The sequence below is a fragment of the Okeania sp. SIO2B3 genome (assembly GCF_010672525.1).
In the GTDB taxonomy this organism is placed as follows: Bacteria; Cyanobacteriota; Cyanobacteriia; order Cyanobacteriales; family Microcoleaceae; genus Okeania.
On sequence record NZ_JAAHGH010000002.1, the window covers coordinates 175,815 to 196,600 of the forward strand.

The following is a 20,786-nucleotide window of genomic DNA, read 5'->3' on the forward strand; positions in this document are numbered from 1 at the left end:
GGTTTGCTTGCTTAAGTATAAGTTGGGTTAAAGGCGGCTGTCAGCCAACATAACGTCTATATGATGTTGGGTTTCCGTAAACGTCAACCCAACCTACCTTACTACCGATGCTGTCTATAGTTATTTCTTTCATGGAATAATTTTTTTCCTCGATCTCTGCAAATAGTCTCGCTCCTTTAAATATCAAATAATTGCCTGAAATTATCGTCTGATCAAAGTTTTTAGGCGTTCAAGTCTAATTTTTGACTTCTTAACTATGATAATTAACTACAGGAGGTGCAGCGGGTTTAACAGTAGGCCAACCTGCTTCCACTGGTGCTTTTGATTTTTCAATATATTCAGTAGTTGCCTGATTTGCTGCAGGAGAAAGTTCGGTATTTGCTGCTGTGGCCAACCAGCTTTGATAATCTTTAGCAGATTCAACTACTACATCTGCTTGCATTGTGGCAAAATATGTACCACTATATTGGGAGTCAGTTAGACTATATTTGCCGACACGAATGGGAGTAAATTCAAAATCTATTGAATGGTTGGGAATAATGTCTTGCTTCAGTCGGAATGCTGGAATATAAAATCCATGCAGCACATCCTCTGAATTTAATGCTACCCGTACTCGCTTATTTGCTGGTAAGTGTAGTTCGGTGCTAGTAACACCATTTTCTGGGTATTTAAATACCCAAGACCATTGTTTGGCAAAGACTTCGATTTCCTCCACAGGTTCAGTTACGGGTTTTAGTGGGTCTGCAATTGCTGATTCCATTTCTAATGGTGTATGCAGATGTACTAATTCCATCGGTCCCTGAATTCCCATTTCTCTATAAACATTGTAGCTATAAGCAGCAATCCAAAATACTAGAAAAATAGGAATTGCTGTCCAAACAACTTCTAGGGTGATGTTGCCTTCAATATGAGGGCCGTCGCTGTAGTCATATTTGGCAGCACGTTGGAATAGAACTGAATACATTAGGGTTCCAGTTACCCCCAGAAAGATGAATGTACCCAGGGTGACGAGAAAACTAAATAGGTCATCTATCAATATAGATTCTGCTGCAGCTTGAGGTGGAAGCCATGAATATGATAGGCGTCCAACCCCAATACTAACAGCTGTTAAAACGAGAGCGATCGCTCCCAATGTCAAAATAGTCCGGATTTTCATCTAAAATAGTTGCTGGAGACCTACACTATAATCTATGATTTAGTGCTAGGGGGAAAGCAACCAGCAAATAAATTACTTTCCTCCAATAAATTAGAACAATTAAATTTGTTCTCTATCAGTACCATTAAACTTTTTCTTTTTCCTTTTGACTTTTGTTTGTACTTTGCTTTGCAACGCTAACACCAACAGTAGTTAACTCAGAAGTATCAAACAAATTAAGTAGAATTGGAGTATCTAAAACTTTAACTACCTTCTTGACAAAGTTAGTACTTTCCTGTTTAACTAATTCACCAAAACTATAAATGTATCCATCTGATTTATGGATGATTTTACAATACTTATAACTAATTCCTTGCACGGTTTCAGTTTGAGTTTTGATATTAAAATTGCCAGTCTTTCTAACAGCAACTCGACCAACATAAGTGCCAATCTTTTTACCTTTAGTAACAACAGCTTTGACAATATCTCCAGTTTGAAAACCATAGAATGATTTCTGTCTTAGTTTAGGCTTTGTTTTAGGAAAACCATATTTATCTGGCTTAACCATTTGTCTATTACCTCTACCCATAGCTTTGATTATTAATGGCTGATAGTTACTAATATTTAAACTATCTGGAGTAGAAGTACCAACACAAGCAGCATCAGTCCAATGAGATTTACTAATACCATGTTGACGATATCTGGTTTTACGGTTTCTACGAAAACGTCTAACTTGTCTACGTTTAATTAATGATTCAGATATTTGAAAGCCTCTATGTTCAAGTTCAGCACACCAAATTATATTAGAATTTGATAGCAAAGCTAAACCAGTGAATTTTGCACCGGGGTCAACCTTAATTCTGTAATTTTTTGTGGGTTTTGATTCCGACTTCAAAATAATAGTAAATGGATAGTTTCTAAATACTGCTGCTTTACCTTCCGATAATAATTTTCTGGCCTTAGCAGGATGAATTGGGTCACAAGGTACTTTGTTATTATTTAGAACAAAAACTGAATTTTTGTTTAACATAAGAATCTCCTATTGCTAGGGTAATGTCCAACTTGTCAATGTTATTTAAGCTTTTTAAGGTGGCCACACTTCCAATACCCAAATAAGATGTTTAATGACTACCGATAGAGCAAAAAACTGTTGGAGCATTTGCAGGTATCGTGACTTAAATAACGTAGTGAATGAACACTTAGACGGGTCAACTAAGACTTAATTAGAGACTAGCCCTATCAAGCCTACACTATATTCTAGGAATTAGTTTTGGGTCGTTGACATCAAAATACCATACTAAATTACTTAAGTACTTGGTTGGGGTTTTCGCCTATTTTTAGCAATGCATCAGCAGTATTATGTACTCCAAACTCAGCAGCTAACTGTGCTCCCAGAGTTCCGTGAACATACATCAAAAACATGATGAATAAACCCACTGCTAAATAGCTCCACTGCACTTGTTGAAGTTTGTCCTTAGACCAGATATAGCGTTGAAATCCTCTCCAGATCGTCATCCCTACAATGAAGGCTAAAAGGAACACACCACCAACACCGTGCCAAATCATAGTATCCATAGCTCCGAATCCCCAGGCACTTTTTAGCTCTGCGGATGGTCTCGCTAGCATGATTTCATAAAACCCTGCTGCTACCGTAAAAAATGTAATTATTGATGAGGCGAGCATATTGTACCAACCTACATCAAAAAAGTTAGAACGAGTAGTGGATATTGCTAAAAGTTTAAATACTGGTTTTTGTAGAGGGAAAAGTACACCCACAATATCAAAAGCGATTCCCATAATAAACAAACCTAAAGTCAGATGAACTAAATTAGGATGAATTGGGATGCTGTATGGGAGACCATTTGCCCCTAATTGAGAACTCAAACTATCTATTAATTCTGGGTTCATTGTAAAATTCCCTCCTCGATCGCTTCCACTACTGGCACTGTATGTAACCCATATACCCAAACCAGTTTATCTCCAAGATATACCTGGAAGAAAACTATACCTACTAGCACCAACCCCAATCCCAGATATGGCATCGGCAGTTTTTCTGTATTATTTGAACGAATCACATACCGCCAACCAGTAAGTGCAGCAATGATTCCTGACAGAGACCAACCAATCAAGGTATGTAAATTTAGGACCGGTTGGACTGCTTCGTAGGGTTGTGCCAGACCTGCTTCAAACTGACCGAATATTATAGCGATAAAAATAGAAATTGTGGCGAAAAACATATTCCACCAGCTTACTTCATATAAACGGTAATTACGAGTAAAATAACCAATAAGATCGCATACGAAAGCAAATAATACCATCGCTATTACGAAGTGGACAACGATGGGATGTATTGTATCTGGATAGGGCAAGTAATGATCGTTTAATGGTGGTAGATACTCCCACATAGTCTTCTCCTTCAGTAAATCAGTAGATATGCGTGAAAAAAATGTAAACTTTATGAGTTACGACAGGCAAATATTTGCATCAACTTTTTCTCACAACGTTCTAACTGAATTTATAAAATCTGTCTGTTTTTTACCGTATCAATTCTCACAGTTTTTCTCAAAATATACTCATTTTTTTTCTTTAATCAAAGTGAAAAAGTAATGTAGTCAAGGCAACATTATTTTTTTTTCAGATTTTATGGTTTGTCATAATTAACTAAACTATTTTTATTCTGAAAAGGTAAAAAAAATCATAATCCGTAGTTCTGACAATCCTTAAAATTATATATCTTTTCTGTAATAGCTATATAGCTTAATTTCCAAAGATTATAGGCATTTAATTAGAGGGGATATTAAGTCGGATTTTGTATTAGCAATAATCGACCTCAACTCTACAAAAGCTAGATATTTAATTAAAATTTAATATTATGATATTTTCAATCTGACTCAAATCCTGTAACTAAATTTACAGAAAAAATTAATGTTTTTCAAGCTAAATCAGTCTTGCTTTCCAGATTTTTTTATGCTTTAATTAAAGATTAACATTAATCTTTATACCTTATGGGTTTAATACCTCACGGTCTACACGATGCAAATGCGGTTGGTGGGGTGAGAATTCCCATCGACCCCATTCTCCTGTACACGGTGCTGATAGTGTTTTGTACTTGGGGTTTAACTCCTGTGAGTCGGGAGAATATTGATCAATATAGCGGGTTATAGTCATTTAACTTTAGATTGAGACAAAGCTTTCTTGCTCTGAGGAAGTTTCAGACGAAAAAACGTCTCATTTTTAAGTTAAACTACTATACTACAAGAATGGGCAGTTGAGGAGATTTTGCTTTATGGCTGTAATGTCGGTAGCGATCGCCAATTTCTCTATTCTCTCAACCAGTTAACAGGAGCAAATATTGCAGCATCGGCGCATCGGGTGGGAAATATTGCGAAAGGTGGTAGTTGGCAGTTAGAAACTCGGATAGGACTGATGAAAATCTCGACTTAGCCACAGCTAACATTTTGGTGGCGTTCGATAGTGTCTCAGTGTTATTAGGAAATAGAGATGGCTCTTTTGCTGATGCTACTAATTTTGCGGCGGAAATTGCTGGTTTAGAGAGTAATGCAGGTGAAGGCTTCAGTGTGGAAACAGATTTTGCCATAGTTGAAAGTGATGATGCTGTTGCCACTAATAGTGCTTTTATTGTTTATAATTCTGCCAGTGGCGCATTATTTTATAATGCTAGTGAATCTGGTTTAGGAGATGGTGCTCAATTTGCCATTTTGAATAATGATGTTTCTCTAGAGGCGAATAATTTTCAAATTAGGTAGTAAAATTAATTAGCTAAATATTTGCTACAAAATAAGCAACTAATTAATATAAGGAATTAGGATTATCACCCAATTCCAAATGATTAATTTAAGCAGTAACTGAAGTAGTTAATGTTGATGTTTCATTTTGTTTAATCCATTCAAAAATTCGATTCAATGCCCACCAAACATCAGGATCTTGAGCATGAGCTTGACAAGAATTACTGCTAACATGAGCTACATGACCACCGTAACGAGTTAACATTAAATCAATAGCAGAATTACTGTCACAAGCAGCTTTTAAATCTGCTGCAATTGTTGGGTCAAACATGGGGTCATCTTCAGCATAAATAATCAATGTTCGTTTTTTTAAATGAGGCAAAAAATATAGAGGACTTGTTGCTTGATAGTAAGCTTCTACTGATGAAAATCCTAACTTTTCAATCACAAATTCTTCATCAAATTTCCAGATAGAATCAGCACGCTCTATTGCTTCTGGATCGATAAAATCTGGATGATGCTCGTGAATTAACCAAACTAATTTTTTGAGGTTTTTAGTAATTCCTTTATCCAAGTATCTTCCTAAAGGAGAACTATCTAAATAAGAGAGAGAACGTTGAGCTTCTAGACTGGGGCAAATAACTGCACAACCACCAATATCTGTTTCTGCTAACCCTAATTCTGGGGCCAAACTGTCTGCTACTTTTGCACCCCAAAGTGCTAGTTGCCCTCCCAAAGAATATGCAGTAAACCAAAAATTAGGCGGACAACCCATTGCTTTTGCTTGAGCAGCAATATGAACAAAATCTTGCCCTTCATAAATGCCATCTGAAGTTAGAGTTTCTGATAGTAATGCTGTCTTGCCATGGGCACGCCAATCAAATAAAATTACGGCATAACCTTGAGCATAAGCTTTACGTCCTAATAGTTTTAAGAACCATTGATTATCTAACTCTCCTGTAATTCCATAAGTCCCAATAATTGTACCTTTTGGGTTTTCTGGTATAGCCATCCAGCCAAAAATTGGCACATCATTTGCACCAATAAAAATTTTCTCTTGGTAAGAAGGCTTTGGAAATGTAGTAGTTTCTTCCCAAAAACGGGGTGTCCAAAAGGCTGCATAAAGAGTCATTGCTAAACCATTTTTCAGGAACCACGGAGGAGTATAAGAAGGATAACCCATAGATAAATGTTAATCTCATAAAACTTAAATTTGTTGATTAGATAGTATATCAGTTGGCGATGAAATTTTATAATCCAGAATTTTTCGGTCAATAATTGGTCTTTATAAGTAATTCAACCACCACTTGCCTCGATGCTTTTTCTTGTACTTAGTGAACCAGTCACAGATAATGTATAAAAGGAAAGTTATTAACAACCAAATTAGATAAATAATTGGTAAATCATACCCAAATGCTTTTGGTTTCCAATTGATGCCTACTTGGGAGAAAGTAAATAGATAGTTCTCAAATGGGTTCTATAATTATTATTTCCGATTCTCTGTTCCCTAAAAGCATAAAAATTTGTACCTCCAAAACTCGAAAACTGCTGTAATATCAATTTAGCAATTAGCATAATTATCTTTGTCCCATTAGGAGTTACATTATGTCCAAAATTAGAGAAGAAATGCCCGTATTAGTCCGCCATGAAGGAGATTGGAAAGGAACATATACAATAGTAGATAATGAGGGAAATATTATTGATAAACACAATTCTCATTTAACTTGTCAATTTCCAGATAATGGAGAATATCCCTATTTTCAAACTAATCGTTATGAGTGGGAAGATGGTAAAAAAGAAGAATATAAATTTCCTGGAATCTATCGAGATAAAAAGATTTGGTTTGATACAGAAAGGTTGGATGGTTACGCTTGGGAAGCTGATAATTCAACAATTATTTTGTGGATTACTTATAAAGGAATGCCAGATTTATATATCTATGAAATGATTAATATTAGTCCTGATAATAATCATCGCGCTAGAACCTGGCATTGGTTTAATAATCATCAAATAGTTAAACGAACAATAATTAAAGAAGAAAGAGTCATAAATTAGGAGTCAGGAGTCATAAATTAGGAGTCAGGAGTCATAAATTAGGAGTCAGGAGGGGAGATGGGGAGATGGGGAGATGGGGAGCATTGACTTAATCAGAGAATAACGATATAATACGTTAAAAAACATACTTTTAGACAAGCTGCACTTACCCATAAATGAAATCCATCATTACAAAGCTGAAACTTAATAATAAACAGAAAACTCTGATGGCTCAACACGCTGGCTATTCGCTCTGGGGTTTATAACTGGGGCTTAAGTCTGTGGAATGCTGCTTATTAGAGATGGTTATAAGCCTAATGCTTCCTGCGGAATGCTGCGCAAACGTAAGCTTAGAGAGGTTTTTACCAATCACACAAAACCACTTTATCCAAGGATAAAAAACTTGTCATCTAAAGTTTATCAATATGCTTTTCGCAACTTAGGTGAAGCATTTAAGAGGTTCTTTTCCTACGGAATGCTGCGCAAACAAGGGTTGGGTAAACGCCCAAGGTTTAAGAAAAAAGGTAAACATGATTCTTTTCCTACGGAATGCTACGCAAACAAGGGTTGATAATTGTGGAAAGCCAGTAGAATTAAACGGGTGGAATCATAAATTACCTTTTATTGGTATGGTCAAAACTTATGAACCCATTGAGGCAACAACTAAAAAAATAACTATTAGCAGACAAGGTGGTGATTGGTATCTGAGCTGTAGCTATGAATTTCAGGCCATAACCACACCCAAAACAACTGATGTCATAGGTGTAGATTTAGGTGTAAAAACCTTAGCTACTTTAAGTGATGGAAAAGTATTTGAAAGTGTGAAATCTTATCAGAGTATGACAGCTAAGTTGTCTAGGCTGCAATACCTAAATCGTCATAAAGAGGTGGGTTCTGCTAACGGTCGGGCAGCACAACTGAAGATAGCTAGGTTGCATAGAAAAGTAGCTAACATCCGCAAAGACGCACTTCATAAATTGACAACAGACTTAGCCAAAAACCACAACCCACCCCCATCCCCTCCTGGGAGGGGAGCAAGAGGGGTGGGTTCTAAGGTGGTAGTAGTAGATAGATTCTTTCCATCATCAAAGACTTGTTCTAACTGCGGTCATGTTCAGGATATGCCATTAAATCTCAGGACTTATGATTGCCCTGAGTGTGGCTTGTCAATAGACAGAGATTTAAACGCCAGTATAAAGAGCGAGAGATGCGGTCGGGCAAGACCCGTCAATGCCTGTGGACGGAGTGCTGCCGACAGTTCCGGTAGAAGCAGGAAGTAAACAGTAAAATGTCGCGCTTATGACGTTTTATATCGGTTTTATAGAGCAGTGTGGGAATAAATTAAAAAATATATATCTTCACACGTTAGCGAGCAGGACAAGCAAATAGTTTAAATAATACCATTTTGGGCGTTGGTGATTTAAGGCATGATATCATGTCCGGATAATTAGGGATAGAACTCCGTTCCGCGCTCCGCGTTAACGTGCGTTGTGCGCCAGCAAACAAAAAACTTTCTCCTTCCCCTACTGACTCCTGACTCAGTCGTTCCCCTCCTGGGAGGGGGAGGGGCGAGGGGTGGGTTGACTCCTAAGAAATATCCTAACTATTTGTAGCAAAAACTTATCAATTTGGTATAACACACAAAAAATGAAAGCAGTTCGCATACATGAATATACAGGTATTAATGGTATTCGAGTAGAAGAAACAGAGACTTTAACACCAAATATTGGTGAAATTAGAATGCGTGTAGGAGCAGCAGGAATTAATAACTCAGACCTGCAAATGACCTACGGAAAATATAAAAGACCAGGGAATGACCCACTACCTCAAACTCTGGGTCAAGAAGCAGCAGGTATAGTTGATGCAGTTGGGGAAAAAGTTGAAGGGTTTTTGCCAGGAATGCGGGTGGTAGGACACGTTAAAGGTGCTTTTGCCGAAATGGCGATCGCTCCAGCAACAGAATTATTACCTATTCCTGATGATATATCCTTTGAAGTAGCTGCCAGTTTACCTATTAACTATTTGACTGCTATTTTAGCTCTGATATATCGGGCAAAAGTTCAGGTGGGAGAGTGGGTATTAGTCCATCCTGGTAGTGGTGGTGTGGGGACGACAGCAATACAACTAGCGAAATTATTGGGAGCAAAAGTTATCGCCACTGCTGGTAATAGAGCTAAAGTGGAATACCTATTGAAACTGGGTGCTGACTATGGCATTGACTATAGCAGTCAAAGTGTAGTTTCTGAAGTCAGAAAAATTACAAATAATATAGGGGTACAGGTGGCAGTGGATGGTGCTGGTAAGGTGACATTTGCTGACTGTTTAGAAGTTATAGCTAATAATGGTCGTATTGCTTGCTATGGTACGACTACTGGTTTAGATGCTGCTTTACCAATGGGAAAATTACTGGGGCGGAATATTACAGTTTACGGTATTGCCCTTTGGTATAACAGTGATTATCAGACGAGTTGGCAAACTCTCAAAAATTTAGTTATACCAGCATTTGTAGAGGGAAAGTTACAGTCAACTATTGAGCAAGTAGTCAGTCTGGAGGGAGTGTCAGCAGCATTGACGAAAATGGAGCAGCGTCGTTTGATGGGAAAAATTATTGTAGTTCCTTAAAAATCATAAAATTAAAAATCTAACTAGGAGTTTTACCGATGAATTATATTGACGTGACAAGACAAACCAATACAAAAACTAGAATGACTAACCTATATGAAACAGATTTTGTTCAATGGACAGAAGAACAAGCAAAAGCTTTGAGTGAACATAATGAAAAAGCACTTGATTGGGAGAATTTAAAGGAGGAGATAGACAACTTGGGAAAAGAGCAAATTAACGCGGTTCATAGCTTTTTAAAACAAATCATAATCCACAGGTTAAAGCTAGACTACACTAATGAGATTCAATCGCGTGGACATTGGATTGATGAAATTGATGATTTCCAAGATGAAATTGAGAGAAGACTTACTAATACCATATTAAATAAAATCAATATTGAAGCTGAATATGAGCGAGCAAAGCGCAAAGTTTTAAAAATGTATGATGTTAGTTTACCTGATATTTGTCCTTATACTTTTGAAGATTTGATGAAAAGATTGCCAGAAAATTGATTATCGCGGTTTTCATCACGACGATCGATTATTCTGCTTTTATAGCACTACAAGAATTGGGCACGGACATTTTTTAATCCTAAAACCCTTTTACCGAAAAATTGTGGTTTAAAGCCTCCCCTTTTAAGGGGATAATAAAGAAAAATTTTCATTATTAGTCAATCCTCTTCTTTCAAGGAGAGGTAATTATTCATTATTCATTATTAATTGTTGAAAGTTTCCTATTCCCTGTTTCTTGTTCCCTATTCAAGTAGCGTTATAAAGTTTGACTAAACCGATGAATATTCCAAAATAAAGATAATTCTAACCCACCATCAACATAAATATGTTGACCTGTAATAAATTGACTTTCTGGAGAACATAAAAACCCAACCAGAGGAGCAATATCTTCCGGTTGTCCCCATCTTCCCATAGGAGTTACTTGGGGAGGCATTTTATCAATATAAGGTACTTTCTCGAGATAGCCATCCCATGCTTGAGTTTTGATATAACCAGGGGTAATAATATTAACAGTAATTCTCCGTGGAGCAACGGCGATCGCGTAATGTTTGGCCAAGGTTTCCATTGCTGCTTTTGCGGGTGCGGCCATTCCATAAACTTTTCCTGGGTTATGAACACCTGTTGCAGAAATAACAACGACCCTACCTTGACCATCAACCATATAAGTTAGAGCTTTTTCGATACAGCGAATAAATGCTTTAGGATAAATTTCTTGAGCTGCTTCATACTGTTCAAAAGTAAAATTTCCTGGGAGTGTTGCGGTAATAGCATAACCAGCGACATGAACAAAAGCTGTAAGTTGACTATTGAAGTTTTCTTCGACTACCTGAAATAAAGCATCAACGGTTTCAGATTTTTTGATGTCTCCAGCTACAGTAATAACCTTAATATTCAATTTTTCTAACTCTTTTTTAACTGCAAAAGCAGCATCATGGTTAGAATGATATCCCAGGATAAGATTAAAACCATCTTCAGCTAATTTACGAGAAATAGCTAACCCTATTCCACGAGTTCCGCCAGTAATTAAAGCAACTTTCATAAGTATTAATATAGTTAATTTTATCACCGAATTCGGTATTATATCATGTCCGGATAATTAGGGTTTGCTGATTAAATCTAAAAGTATTTACAGATAAAGGTAAGTGCCTTTTTGGGGTCGAATTGTAGTGCCTAGTATCACGTCTAAAACGCTCAAAAAGTTAGTATTTTAGGCTCATAGTTGGGCAGAAAAATCATTCTTACAATTGTTACTCCTATCTCCTCGCTCCCAAGCCATTTCTCCTGTCTTCCCCTCCACGGTCGGGGGAGGGGCGAGGGGTGGGTTGTCTTCTACCCTCACCCATAAGACTTTTTCAGCAAACCCTAATTAGACATCTCCAGAAAAGAGGCAGTAGGCAGTAGGCAGTAGGGGAAAAGAATTGATAATTTCTATGTGATAATTGATTTTATTTTTTATGATCACGCCTATGTCTATTAGTAATAAGAAACTTTCTCCTTCTGTTCTCCTTTCTTCCCTCCTGACTCCTGACTCCTGAGGACTCCATCATTAAATTAATTCTCTAATTATCTAAAAAATCAACAACTATTTTAGCAATTTCATTAGGCATTTGATTCATCATATAAACAGTACCACCTTCAACATCAACCATCTTCGCATTAGGAATTATTTCAGCAATTAATTTTCTATTTTTTGCTTCTGCAATTCCTAATTTTTCTAGTTGTTTGATGTCTTCAGTTCCAGATAATATCAAAGTTTTACAATTGATTAATCTAAATCTTTCTAAGCTTTTTTCTGCATAATTCATTATTGCAAAGGGACCATAGGGAGGATAACCATGACATTTAAACTCATCTAATAAACAACGATGATTTAATTCTAAATCTACATAACTTAAACGAACAGGCCATCTTTCTATTAGGTGAGAACCATCTTGTTTAATTTGGTAAGCTTCAGAAAATCTATTATAAAGTGTTTTTCTTTGCTCTTCCTCAAAATAATCAATACCAGATAACACAAGTTTATTAATTCTTTCTGGGTATACTGCTGCAACTTCTGCTGCCACAAAACCACCTGTATGATACCCAAGAATATTTGCTTTTTTGATTCCTAATTTATCTAGAAGTAAAATAACTGTTTTGGCATAGTCTTCAATGTAATACATTCTGGGAGGTTTATCGGATTCACCAAAACCCAAAAAATCCATAGCAATAACTAACTTTTTTTCTTTAATAAATATTGGCATTAATTCTCGATATTCATTACTACTTATTGGATTTTGATGCAGCAAAATTAGTGGTTCACCTTCTCCTCCAATTCGATAGTGTATTTGACCATCTTCTGTGTCTAAAAAAGCTCTCTTGATTTTCATAATATTTAATTTATCCTCATTTATTTTCATCTAAAAAATCAATAACAACTGTAGATATTTCTTCAGCCATTTGATTAATCATACAAATGGTTCCCCCTTTAACTTCAAAAGCTTGACTATGGGGAATTGCTTCTGATAACCAACCTTGATTTTCTGCTTTTGCTAAACCATATTTTTCTAAAGGTTCTAATGCTTTAGTTCCTGTACAAACTAAGGTAGGACATTGAATAAGTTTAAACCTTTCTTGAGCAGAAACACAATATTTACTAACTGCTAAACCAGTATAAATAGGTCCACCAAAAGTTTTTAAATCATCAATAAGACAACGGTGATTTAATTCCGCTTCCAGATAATTACTCCGTGTTAACCATCTTTCCATGAGGTGAGAACCATCTTCTTTTATGGTAAATCCTTGCCTATATCTTTCGCCAATTTTTTCAGCTTCTTCTGCATCAAAACCATGAGTATTACAAAGGATTAATTTATTCAGGCGATCGCTATAAGATACGGCTACTTCTCCAGCAATATAACCCCCCGTTAAACTGCCCAAAATACTGCATTTTTGAATTTCTAATTCATCTAACAATAAAATGACAGTTTTAGCATAGTCTGCAATAGAATATTCTCTAGGAGGTTTATCTGAATTTCCTAACCCCATTAAGTCCATGGCAATAACACGATATTTAGGAGCTAAAATTGCCATTAACTCTTGAAATTCGTCGCTACTTCGAGGAGTCATGTGCAGTAAAACTAGAGGTTCTCCTTCTCCCCCTATGCGGTAAAAAATTTGTCCGTCTTCTGTGTCTAAAAAAGCTTTTTTAATTGTTTTTTTCATTTTCCTTGAGTTATGTATATGACATCAATTTCTGTATTTTATATTAGACTACCTGTAGCATTATTTTTCATATTTTTCGGTATAGCAGAAGAAAGAAGGAAGAAGAAAGAAGGAAGAAGGAAGAAGGAAAAATCTTATGTTGTCTGAACTTTCAGCTTTTCATTTGTCCTAATCTTCCTTAAACTGCTATAAATATTAATAGACATCTCCAAAAATCAAAAATAAAATCAATTCTTATCAATAAACTATCAATTATATCAAATCTGCTCAGGTTCGGTATAAAAAAATGGGCGTTGGTAATTTGAGGTATGATATCATTTCCGAATAAGAGCGCGACAGAAGTCCATTACCTTTCTTTACACGACCAAAAAACTTTATCCTTATACTCGGGGTTTCTTCTTCTTTCTTTCCTCCTGACTCCTGACTCCTAAGTAATTAAGATTAATATCATACACTAATTTACCAACGCCAAAAATGTTCCATCCTCGCGCCATTGCCAAATCTTTCTCGGTCTCCCCACATTCCCCTCCTGGGAGGGGGAGGGGCGAGGGGTGGGTTCCCACACTCCCCATCTCCCACACTCCCCATCCCCCCATCTCCCCATCTCCCCATTTCCCCATCTCCCCATTTCCCTAGAGAAATCTAATGAATTGGCATAAACTTATAATCTTGTGCAGAACTCACTCGCCAAGTTTCATCACCCATAACTTCCAAAACTTGGTGGTGATATTGTAACAAAGTTGGTCGATGTCCGACACTAACATAAGTAGTCGATAAACTTTGCAAATGTTGGTAAAGACTTTGTTCGTTTTGCACATCCAGAGCGCTCGTTGCTTCATCTAAAATTGCATAACGGGGTTGAGTCAACAACAAACGAGCAAAAGCTACCCGTTGTTGTTCTCCCATTGACAACACACGGTCCCAATCTTCAACAGCATCTAAACCACCAAATATTTCTACTAATTTTGGCAAATTAACTTGGTTAAGCACTCGATAAATTATTTCATCAGAGATATTTAAGTCAGTGCGTGGATATAGCAGTTGATCTCGTAGGGAACCTAAAATCATATAAGGATGTTGTGGTAAAAAAAGAATCTCTTCTAATTTCGGTCGGTAAATTGTCCCAGTTCCAGAATTCCATAAACCAGCGATCGCTCGTAAAATAGAACTCTTTCCACTACCACTCACCCCCACAATTAAAAGTCCTTCTCCCGGTTGTAATTCTATAGATACATTTTTAACTAAAGTTCTTTGATAGTTAGGAGTTTGCAAAGTAAGATGCTGTAAGCTTAAACGTGATTCTTCAACAGTATCAATTGTTTGACTACCCTCCACTGGTGATGCTTTTGGTTCTTCTAGAACTTTCACAAAACTCTCTAAACGTTCAATCCCTGCGATAAAACTGGTGAGAAATTCAAACATCCTAACTATGATATTCAAGGACCTAAAGACCCTTCCAAAAGCTCCATTAGCTTCTTGTATTGCTCCCACTTCCAACCCTGGTTCCCCTGCCAAAATTCTCGGACCAATAACTAAAGCAGGTAACATCCAGGTAATATAATTATATATATTTTGAAAAATATCTAAGTTTCTCTCCCAAGTAATTACTTTATTATAAATACTTAAAACCGGAGCAAATATCTGCTTAATATAGGTAAATTCTCTATTACCTCCATGATAAAAAGCAATTGATTCAGCATTCTCTCGAATTCTCACTAAACCAAATCGAAAATTTGCCTCTCGTTTCAGTTGTTCTTTTTTAATTGGAATCAAAATTTTACCAAAACCTATAGTTGTAATTAGCATACCTCCTATAGAATATATAACTAAAATCAGAACCAAGAATTTTGATTTTTCCCAAAGTAGAATTCCAAATGCAAACAAGTTAAAAATTGCTAAAGTAAACTGCCGAAATAGCCTCACAGAACGATGACAAAATGATGTAATATCTTCTGCAATTCGCTGATCGGGGTTATCAATTTCTCGATAGAGGGTATTTATTCTATAGAAACAATCATTTTGGAAATACTTATCTAAATAAAATTTGGTTAACCACTCTCGAGAATACAGACGGATTTTATCTTCCACATACTGCCAAGTAGCAACATTAACAGCTAACACAACAGAAGCACCAATATAGAAAAATGCAGATTTCCAGAATCTCTCAGAGTCCGTATCAACTAAAGCAGAAATTAATTCTCCTTGTTGTTTGAGTTGATTAACTCCTATAGTTGAATCTAAACTGAGAAGACAAAGCAACAATATAAATAAACCAATTGCTCGCCATCTTTCTGGAGATTCCCACCAATATAGTTTACCAATTGCCCAAAACCTCTGGAAAATACTGAAATTAAGTTTTAGATTTTTCATTCTGTCTATTTACAAGGTAAGACATTTAATAAGTTTAAACCTTTCTTGAAAAGAATGCTATACTTATAGCAAAAGGAAGAAGGAAGAATCTGGCGTTGTCTGAGTTTTCAGCTTTCCTTCCTACTATTGCAAAATTTTATATCATGTCTCATTCAATAACTATAATAAACAATCTTTACCCAACCTGGTAGGGACGTTGTATGCAACGTCCCTACATTGCAGTTAATTAATGTTATATCATGTCCGGTAACATCGGTCTTGTATAGAGAAGGTAAGGAAGACCGAAGTTGGAAGAAGCTTTAAGAAAAGGAAAAATTTTACTTATATGGCGGTAGATATTTCCCCAACTTTTACACGGGACTATACCAACGGACATGATATTACTTGATATTAGGTGTGTCGCAACAGAGCGATCGCTAAACTTGCTTCCATAATACTGACAAAATCTATAGCGCTATCCTAATATGCGGATACAATTAAATTTGCTTGTATTTAATCCAATTAGAGAGGAGATTGTCATATGGAAATAGAGGAATATAGAAAAGTAATTAAGTCAATTGTCAAAAAACATTTTGAGTCCGATCCTGATGACCGGGAAGTAGAAACTCAAATTGCTTTCGACCTCTAACGCGATCGCTATCTGATGTTTCATGTCGGATGGTGTGGAGAAAAACGAGTTTTTGGATGTGTGATTCATATTGAGATTAGAGCGGGGAAAATTTGGATTCAACGAGATGGAACCGCAGTCGGGATAGCTAATGAGTTAATTGAAGCAGGAGTTCCTAAGTCTGATATAGTGCTAGGATACAAGTCGCCTTATATGCGTAAGTTTACAAATTTAGGTAGAGAGGTCTATAAATATTGAGCGATCGCTCCTAATATTAGCTTGAAGTTCAATTTCGCAATAGAGCAATAAAACCTGCTTGTTCAAAATGCTTATCATCAGCAAGTACCTATAAAATATTGTAATATTCCATTATTTGAAAAGAAACACAATCTGTAAGACTCCATTGTTTATCTACTCTTTGTTTATACAAAAATAATCCTTCTTGAAATTGACTATTTGTTTGCTTAACTACCGTAACATTAGAATGCTTATAAATATTTTCAATCAATTCTATGACAGCTTGACGAAAAAAATTACCTCAATATTTAACCATTGCGGAATAGATATTTTGGGGAAATTTGAGTAGTGATGGGAGGCGATCGCTACACTTTTATCAATCATAATACTAACGAAATCTATCGCCCTATTCTAACAATATACAAATTTATTCCATTAATTGTTGTACTTCATTTAATGGTAAATCTACTGCTTCAGCAATTTGCTCTGCTGTTAAACCCAGTTTGATTAATTTAGAGACAGTATTTAATTTATTTGTATACAAGACGTTTTCAATGGTGGGTTGGCAAGAGGTTGTCTTTTTGTCATCTGATTTAGTATTAACAAAATCCCTATTTTTTAGTTCTGTTGTTTCGGGATTATTGCAAAGATTAATATTATCAACACGAACATGATTTACTATTATATTTGCCATTCCTAAACGTTCGACTGTAGCGCAAAAATTTGACTTCTTTAGCTTTTCCCCAAAAACCTCTGATAAAAGTTGCCAGAGTTCGTATCCTTCATCTTTTGCATGACCCTTAGTACCCCCGTACATTTGCGCAATTTCCGTGTATTTCTGACCATTTAGAACTCCCTTCAAAATTGCCATTTGTAGACTATCCAAATGTTTTCCTGTTTGTTGAAAGACCAACTTATCAATTGAATTTAAAACTGTTTGCCAGTCCATTTTTTTACAATTAATTTGTTTGAATAATTTATCCGCTATTATCCTTCATTATCCGTCTTTTTCAAAGTTTTTAATAAAATCTCCTTCTTGATCCGTCCTTTTTCGAGTGGTCGATATTAATATAGCTTGATTAAAATGAGAATATCTTGAGCAATTAGTGAATCTGAACAATAAAGGATAACTAAAGTTAGGATGTATTTTATTTAGGCAAAAAAGGACATTTCTTACAAATCTTAGAGAATCAAAATGAGTAGATTAAATGTAACTAATAATACCATTACTTTGGACAATAAAGTTTATCAAGTCAGAAATATTACTAGCGTAGGAAAGTATCGAATTAAACCAAACTATTTTTTCAAGCTAAAATTCATCATTGTTGGCGTTGTCCTCAGTTTATTGGGAATTGAATGGATGAAGAATAATCCAGATGTGTCGTTGTTCACATGGAGCGTAATTATTCTTACTGCATTGGGAATTATAGAGCGATTTACTAAGGCTAAAAGATATGGCATCACCATAGAAACAAGCGCTGGAAGCACAAGATTGCTCACATCTAAGGATGAAAGTCTCATCAACAGAATTATTAACACAATTACTGAAATTATGAATAACCAGGATAAACCCGCTAATTATACTTTCAATGTTTCTGATGGAGACATAATAAACCAAAGCGGTTCCTTTGAAAATGGGGTTCAAGTTGGGTAGTTAAAACATACTATTTACTTAAATTATATGGAGGGAAAAAAATATGAATAATCAAGGACAACAAACTAATTTTAACCATGCAAAAGGAGACATTACTAACCAATCAGGAAATTTCCAGACTGGAGTTGATAAAAGAAAAATAACCAACATTAATAATTCTCCAGACCTAGCACAAGCAGCTAAAGATATTAAAGACCTACTAAATCAACTTTCAGCAGATTATCCTAACGATAGTTATAGAGATTTGAGTGATAAAGCTGTAGATGAAGTTGATAAAAACCCTCAGTTAAAAGAGCGAATTATCCGAGGAGTAAAAGCAGGAAGTTTTGCAGCTTTAAAAAAGACGATCGAGCATCCCGTTGCTCAATTTTTTATCGAAGGTGTAAATGAAGTATTGAAAAAGCATTGAATCCTTCAATGAATTGTTGAGATAGTTTTTGTAGGTTGGGTTGAGGCAACGTTAGCGTAGCTTATCCGCAGGATCAACCCAACACAAGTAATTTTTGTCAAAACCCTATATCTAAATCTATTTTAATTTGTCAGTCATAAATGCTATAATTCAACCAAAATTTGCTGTATATTTAAGAAGTTAACTTTATGTTAGTAAAAGGAATTAAAAAAGGAAAAATTATCGAGTTATTAGAGGAAATAAATTTACCAGATAACCAAGAAATTTTAATAGAAATTAAAGAGGTTAATGATTTTTGATAGGCTGACCAAAAATTTAGGGCAAAAATAGAACAAGAAGGAATTACTCTCGATGATAATACTTTTGATAACTTACGAGATAAGTCACCAGGGAGAGAGGTTGATTTATGAATTTAAAGTATTTGCTAGACACTAATATAATTTCTGAGTCTATGCGTCCTTCTCCTCATCCTCAAGTTGTTAATAAGTTTAGGATCAATAAATTAAAAATTTGTACAGCTACAGTAGTTATTCACGAGTTGTTATATGGTTGCTGGCGTTTACCAGAATCAAAGAGACGTAATTTTTTTGAGGAATATATTAACGATCTGATTTTAAATATCCCTGTATTTAATTATGATTTAAAATCTGCACAATACCATGCACAAGAGAGAAATAGATTATCTAAGATAGGTAAAACTGCTAGTTTTATTGATAGTAAAATGGCCTCTATTGCTGTTACTAACAATCTAATTTTAGTAACTAACAATGTAGTTGATTTTGAAAATTTTGAAGATTTAAAACTAGAAAACTGGTTTGTTGAATAAAGGTGAATATTCCAATAATTGATAATTGATAATTACCTCTCCCTAAAAGCTATCCCTGATAAGGAGCTCCTGAAAACCTTGTGGGAAGTAGGGGAGTAGGGGAGCAGGGAGCAGGGGAGAACAGAATCTAAAACTTATCTAGACACTATCTTCTAGCTCATCTAATAAATCAGCAATCAAATCATTCACACTTCCTATAACTGTGATTAAAAAAGCACCTACCTAAACTGTCTAATTTCCTATTTCCAATTTACCCAAAGTGATTAAACTTTCTAAATCTTCTTGTGCAGTTGATAGATAAATTTTAATAACTTCTCTAACTTTATCTAGTTCTTTTTCTTTAGCTAAACCTAACATCCGACTAATATCTGCTAAATCTTGAGTTCGACTAGCTGATAGTTTCATTAAAATTAAATATGGTAGGGCAATAATTGGTAAACCATCAGGAGCATAATTAGGATTAGCGATCGCTTCTTCTACCCAATCATCTTCTCCTTGTAAAACATCTAAAGAAGTATTATCTGGTAATTTCCATTGACTACCACTGATACTTAAATCACCTATTTTTTGACTATGAGAATTTTCTAAATCTTGGTAAATTAAATTACGGTCTTCAAATTTAATTAAAATATCAATATCTAATGTCATTCTTTCTGGCATATATAGTCTAGTTGCTACACCGTTAACTACAACAAAAGGTGCTTGTTTGATGATTAATTTTAGATTACTCACAGGATAAGTCCAAGTACGTTTTTCCAAAAATTCTAGACTGCTACCACTCCCAAATTTTACTCGTTTTTTGACTAAACCGATAAACAACTTTCTTTTTTGTCTATATATATCATTAATTAACATAAAACAAGTCTTAATATTCAAAAAATGAGGTTCTGCTTTTCCCAATCCCTCAAACGGCGATCGCTCTATATCTTTAATTAGTTCGACAATTTTACGATAATTTTTTTTATCTAATTTTGCTCACTCAGTAAAATCTGCAAAAGTAGATAATTCAAAAACAATTCTTCTGCTCATTGCAAATCTTCTAAATTAACTTCGACTAAATTTTGATGCTCTTTTACATTTTTAATAGCTTTTAATAGTCTATTTTTGTTGCTTTCTGACTTGAAAAGATAATCTGTTTCATCAAATTCTGAAACAACTATCTCAATTTCTTTTTCTCCAAATTTAGCTTGAATTTCTTCTAGAAAATGATGGTCTATTTCACTGGCTTTTAAACGATAAACTGTTGACATGATTTCTACCTATTGTTAGTTATAATAATTACAGAAGTTTGCGAAGTTATGAGATATAGAGATTAACAAGGCTTGGATGGCGAGGTTTCCTCGCCATATCCAATCGACTAAGAGAAAAGAAAATTTCCTTCCTTAAGGAGAGAATCTTGTTGCTGATAGCTGACAGCTAATAGCTGAATGCTTACACTGATAACTGAT

General features: G+C 35.3%; 23 protein-coding genes and 2 pseudogenes. 12 read left to right on the plus strand and 13 right to left on the minus strand.

Going from position 1 to position 20,786, the window contains the following annotated elements; translation table 11 throughout:
• Window positions 1-250: 250 nt before the first annotated feature.
• From F6K15_RS01935 to F6K15_RS01950, 4 genes and pseudogenes are all read right to left on the minus strand, one after another.
• Complete coding sequence (locus tag F6K15_RS01935) at window positions 251-1,156, minus strand: cytochrome c oxidase subunit II (RefSeq protein ID WP_293056432.1); 906 nt, start codon at window positions 1,154-1,156, stop codon at window positions 251-253.
• Window positions 1,157-1,451: 295 nt separating this feature from the next.
• Window positions 1,452-2,165, minus strand: a pseudogene (locus F6K15_RS01940) (RRXRR domain-containing protein); the annotation flags it as partial.
• A gap of 272 nt (window positions 2,166-2,437) precedes the next feature.
• Window positions 2,438-3,103 (minus strand): DUF2231 domain-containing protein, encoded by a 666-nt coding sequence (locus F6K15_RS01945; protein ID WP_293056434.1) that lies wholly within the window; start codon window positions 3,101-3,103, stop codon window positions 2,438-2,440.
• Window positions 3,040-3,540: a DUF2231 domain-containing protein gene (locus F6K15_RS01950; RefSeq protein ID WP_293056436.1), complete on the minus strand. Its 501-nt coding sequence runs from the start codon at window positions 3,538-3,540 to the stop codon at window positions 3,040-3,042. The genes F6K15_RS01945 and F6K15_RS01950 overlap by 64 nt, the downstream gene beginning before the upstream one ends.
• A gap of 600 nt (window positions 3,541-4,140) precedes the next feature.
• Between F6K15_RS01950 and F6K15_RS01955 the strand changes: the two genes are divergently transcribed.
• The 3 genes from F6K15_RS01955 (at window position 4,141) to F6K15_RS01965 (ending at window position 4,902) form a co-directional block, all read left to right on the plus strand.
• Window positions 4,141-4,299: a hypothetical protein gene (locus F6K15_RS01955; RefSeq protein ID WP_293056439.1), complete on the plus strand. Its 159-nt coding sequence runs from the start codon at window positions 4,141-4,143 to the stop codon at window positions 4,297-4,299.
• A 115-nt stretch (window positions 4,300-4,414) separates the two neighbouring features.
• Window positions 4,415-4,579, plus strand: coding sequence for a DUF4347 domain-containing protein (locus tag F6K15_RS01960; RefSeq protein WP_293056441.1), 165 nt, complete (start codon window positions 4,415-4,417; stop codon window positions 4,577-4,579).
• Window positions 4,534-4,902 (plus strand): hypothetical protein, encoded by a 369-nt coding sequence (locus F6K15_RS01965; protein ID WP_293056444.1) that lies wholly within the window; start codon window positions 4,534-4,536, stop codon window positions 4,900-4,902. The genes F6K15_RS01960 and F6K15_RS01965 overlap by 46 nt, the downstream gene beginning before the upstream one ends.
• Window positions 4,903-4,990: 88 nt before the next feature.
• Here F6K15_RS01965 and F6K15_RS01970 read toward each other — a convergent pair whose 3' ends face one another.
• Window positions 4,991-6,064: a YheT family hydrolase gene (locus tag F6K15_RS01970; RefSeq protein WP_293056446.1), complete on the minus strand. Its 1,074-nt coding sequence runs from the start codon at window positions 6,062-6,064 to the stop codon at window positions 4,991-4,993.
• Between the two features lie 422 nt (window positions 6,065-6,486).
• Between F6K15_RS01970 and F6K15_RS01975 the strand changes: the two genes are divergently transcribed.
• The 4 genes and pseudogenes from F6K15_RS01975 to F6K15_RS01990 all read left to right on the plus strand — a co-directional run bounded on the left by F6K15_RS01975 (window position 6,487) and on the right by F6K15_RS01990 (window position 10,031).
• Entirely contained in the window at window positions 6,487-6,936 is a 450-nt protein-coding gene (locus F6K15_RS01975) for a DUF3598 family protein (RefSeq protein WP_293056448.1), read from the plus strand.
• A gap of 155 nt (window positions 6,937-7,091) precedes the next feature.
• Window positions 7,092-8,195 (plus strand): annotated as a pseudogene (locus tag F6K15_RS01980) (RNA-guided endonuclease InsQ/TnpB family protein).
• Window positions 8,196-8,562: 367 nt separating this feature from the next.
• Window positions 8,563-9,537, plus strand: coding sequence for an NADPH:quinone oxidoreductase family protein (locus F6K15_RS01985; protein ID WP_293056450.1), 975 nt, complete (start codon window positions 8,563-8,565; stop codon window positions 9,535-9,537).
• A 38-nt stretch (window positions 9,538-9,575) separates the two neighbouring features.
• Window positions 9,576-10,031, plus strand: coding sequence for a DUF29 domain-containing protein (locus F6K15_RS01990; RefSeq protein ID WP_293056452.1), 456 nt, complete (start codon window positions 9,576-9,578; stop codon window positions 10,029-10,031).
• A 256-nt stretch (window positions 10,032-10,287) separates the two neighbouring features.
• On the opposite strand, the gene F6K15_RS01995 is transcribed toward F6K15_RS01990, so the two are convergent.
• From F6K15_RS01995 to F6K15_RS02005, 3 genes are all read right to left on the minus strand, one after another.
• On the minus strand, window positions 10,288-11,070 hold the full coding sequence (locus tag F6K15_RS01995) for an SDR family NAD(P)-dependent oxidoreductase (protein WP_293056454.1): 783 nt from the start codon (window positions 11,068-11,070) through the stop codon (window positions 10,288-10,290).
• A 520-nt stretch (window positions 11,071-11,590) separates the two neighbouring features.
• Window positions 11,591-12,400 (minus strand): alpha/beta fold hydrolase, encoded by an 810-nt coding sequence (locus F6K15_RS02000; protein ID WP_293056456.1) that lies wholly within the window; start codon window positions 12,398-12,400, stop codon window positions 11,591-11,593.
• A 16-nt stretch (window positions 12,401-12,416) separates the two neighbouring features.
• Window positions 12,417-13,235: an alpha/beta fold hydrolase gene (locus F6K15_RS02005; protein ID WP_293056458.1), complete on the minus strand. Its 819-nt coding sequence runs from the start codon at window positions 13,233-13,235 to the stop codon at window positions 12,417-12,419.
• An 18-nt stretch (window positions 13,236-13,253) separates the two neighbouring features.
• On the opposite strand from F6K15_RS02005, the gene F6K15_RS02010 reads away from it, so the two are divergent.
• Window positions 13,254-13,382, plus strand: a complete 129-nt coding sequence (locus tag F6K15_RS02010; protein ID WP_293056460.1) for a hypothetical protein — start codon at window positions 13,254-13,256, stop codon at window positions 13,380-13,382.
• A 312-nt stretch (window positions 13,383-13,694) separates the two neighbouring features.
• On the opposite strand, the gene F6K15_RS02015 is transcribed toward F6K15_RS02010, so the two are convergent.
• Together F6K15_RS02015 and F6K15_RS02020 are read right to left on the minus strand one after the other, a co-directional pair.
• Complete coding sequence (locus F6K15_RS02015; protein WP_293056462.1) at window positions 13,695-13,847, minus strand: hypothetical protein; 153 nt, start codon at window positions 13,845-13,847, stop codon at window positions 13,695-13,697.
• A 30-nt stretch (window positions 13,848-13,877) separates the two neighbouring features.
• Entirely contained in the window at window positions 13,878-15,605 is a 1,728-nt protein-coding gene (locus F6K15_RS02020) for an ABC transporter ATP-binding protein/permease (RefSeq protein ID WP_293056464.1), read from the minus strand.
• A 640-nt stretch (window positions 15,606-16,245) separates the two neighbouring features.
• Between F6K15_RS02020 and F6K15_RS02025 the strand changes: the two genes are divergently transcribed.
• Complete coding sequence (locus F6K15_RS02025) at window positions 16,246-16,470, plus strand: XisI protein (protein WP_363267196.1); 225 nt, start codon at window positions 16,246-16,248, stop codon at window positions 16,468-16,470.
• A gap of 406 nt (window positions 16,471-16,876) precedes the next feature.
• Here F6K15_RS02025 and F6K15_RS02030 read toward each other — a convergent pair whose 3' ends face one another.
• The gene (locus F6K15_RS02030; protein WP_293056466.1) at window positions 16,877-17,398 is read right to left on the minus strand and encodes a hypothetical protein; all 522 of its coding nucleotides are present in this window, start codon (window positions 17,396-17,398) and stop codon (window positions 16,877-16,879) included.
• Window positions 17,399-17,644: 246 nt separating this feature from the next.
• Here F6K15_RS02030 and F6K15_RS02035 point away from each other — a divergent pair, with 246 nt between their 5' ends.
• The 3 genes from F6K15_RS02035 (at window position 17,645) to F6K15_RS02045 (ending at window position 19,338) form a co-directional block, all read left to right on the plus strand.
• Complete coding sequence (locus F6K15_RS02035) at window positions 17,645-18,103, plus strand: DUF6232 family protein (RefSeq protein WP_293056469.1); 459 nt, start codon at window positions 17,645-17,647, stop codon at window positions 18,101-18,103.
• Window positions 18,104-18,146: 43 nt separating this feature from the next.
• On the plus strand, window positions 18,147-18,512 hold the full coding sequence (locus tag F6K15_RS02040) for a hypothetical protein (RefSeq protein ID WP_293056471.1): 366 nt from the start codon (window positions 18,147-18,149) through the stop codon (window positions 18,510-18,512).
• A 421-nt stretch (window positions 18,513-18,933) separates the two neighbouring features.
• Window positions 18,934-19,338 carry a type II toxin-antitoxin system VapC family toxin gene (locus F6K15_RS02045; protein ID WP_293056473.1) on the plus strand — a complete coding sequence of 135 codons (405 nt, stop codon included), beginning with the start codon at window positions 18,934-18,936 and terminating at the stop codon, window positions 19,336-19,338.
• 231 nt (window positions 19,339-19,569) lie between these two features.
• On the opposite strand, the gene F6K15_RS02050 is transcribed toward F6K15_RS02045, so the two are convergent.
• Entirely contained in the window at window positions 19,570-20,193 is a 624-nt protein-coding gene (locus F6K15_RS02050) for a hypothetical protein (RefSeq protein WP_293056475.1), read from the minus strand.
• A gap of 170 nt (window positions 20,194-20,363) precedes the next feature.
• Window positions 20,364-20,588, minus strand: a complete 225-nt coding sequence (locus F6K15_RS02055) for a hypothetical protein (RefSeq protein WP_293056478.1) — start codon at window positions 20,586-20,588, stop codon at window positions 20,364-20,366.
• Between the last annotated feature and the right edge of the window lie 198 nt (window positions 20,589-20,786).